Below are 806 nucleotides of genomic sequence, written 5' to 3'. Positions count from 1 at the left end.
CGACACCCGGTCGAGGATCATCTTCCGATGCTTCTCGACCTTGTAGTACTTCGTCACATTGCTGAGTTGAATCATGTATTCGATAAAACCCGTTTCTTAGATCGGGCTTTACGTTTTGCTTTTACATTATATGGAAGAATTATCTGAGATATAGAACCTTTATATATCCCCTCATTATGATTTAATGCCAGATTTTCGAGCGCTTTTTCTCGAAGGCTTTGCCATAATTGTTGGGAGCGATAGAGATGAACAATGGCTTTTGCAAAACCTGCCGCATCATCGACTGGAACCGAAAGCACCTCGCGTCCGTTTTGCCAGCCGAGCTGGGCGAGAAGCAAATCGGTGAGTACCACGGGAATCCCGAACGAAGCCGCCTCGTAGACCTTGTAGGGGGTCCCGGCGGCAAAGCGCGTCGGGGCAATGGCGATACGGTAAGAATCGTAGATCGGCGTGAGATCGGCGACGGGCCCATGCCAGGTGACACGGCTATGGGTTAAGAAGCGATCGAGAGGTAGGCCTGGAGCGACATACCCGGCAATACCCAGTCGCGTTTCCCAACCGAGCTCCTCCTCGACGCGCGGCAGGATCTCCTCGATGAACCAGGTCAATGAATCGTAGTTGGGCGTATTCTCGGCATAGAGGCTGCCGACGAAGACGAGACCCGAGCGCTGTTCGAAGCTGGACGGCGTGGGCATTGGCGCGCGGCAAGTGCCGACGACTTTAGCGCGTGGAAAGCCGAACTCGCTTAGGACGGCTGCTTCGGCGGGGCTGACGGTGACGATTTCCTGGCAGAAATGGCCGTGCTT

General features: G+C 54.3%; 1 protein-coding gene. It reads right to left on the bottom strand.

All coding sequences use genetic code 11. The features are described 5' to 3' along the window. Positions 1-71 precede the first annotated feature (71 nt). Positions 72-806, bottom strand: a 735-nt coding sequence (locus J8I29_RS29655; RefSeq protein WP_209434423.1) for a glycosyltransferase family 4 protein, incomplete at its 5' end; no start/stop codon positions are given.

The organism is Labrys sp. LIt4 (genome assembly GCF_017813775.1).
Lineage (GTDB): Bacteria > Pseudomonadota > Alphaproteobacteria > Rhizobiales > Labraceae > Labrys > Labrys okinawensis_A.
Note: the sequence above shows the minus strand (reverse complement) of the source record. Positions and strands in the feature narration are given on the sequence as shown.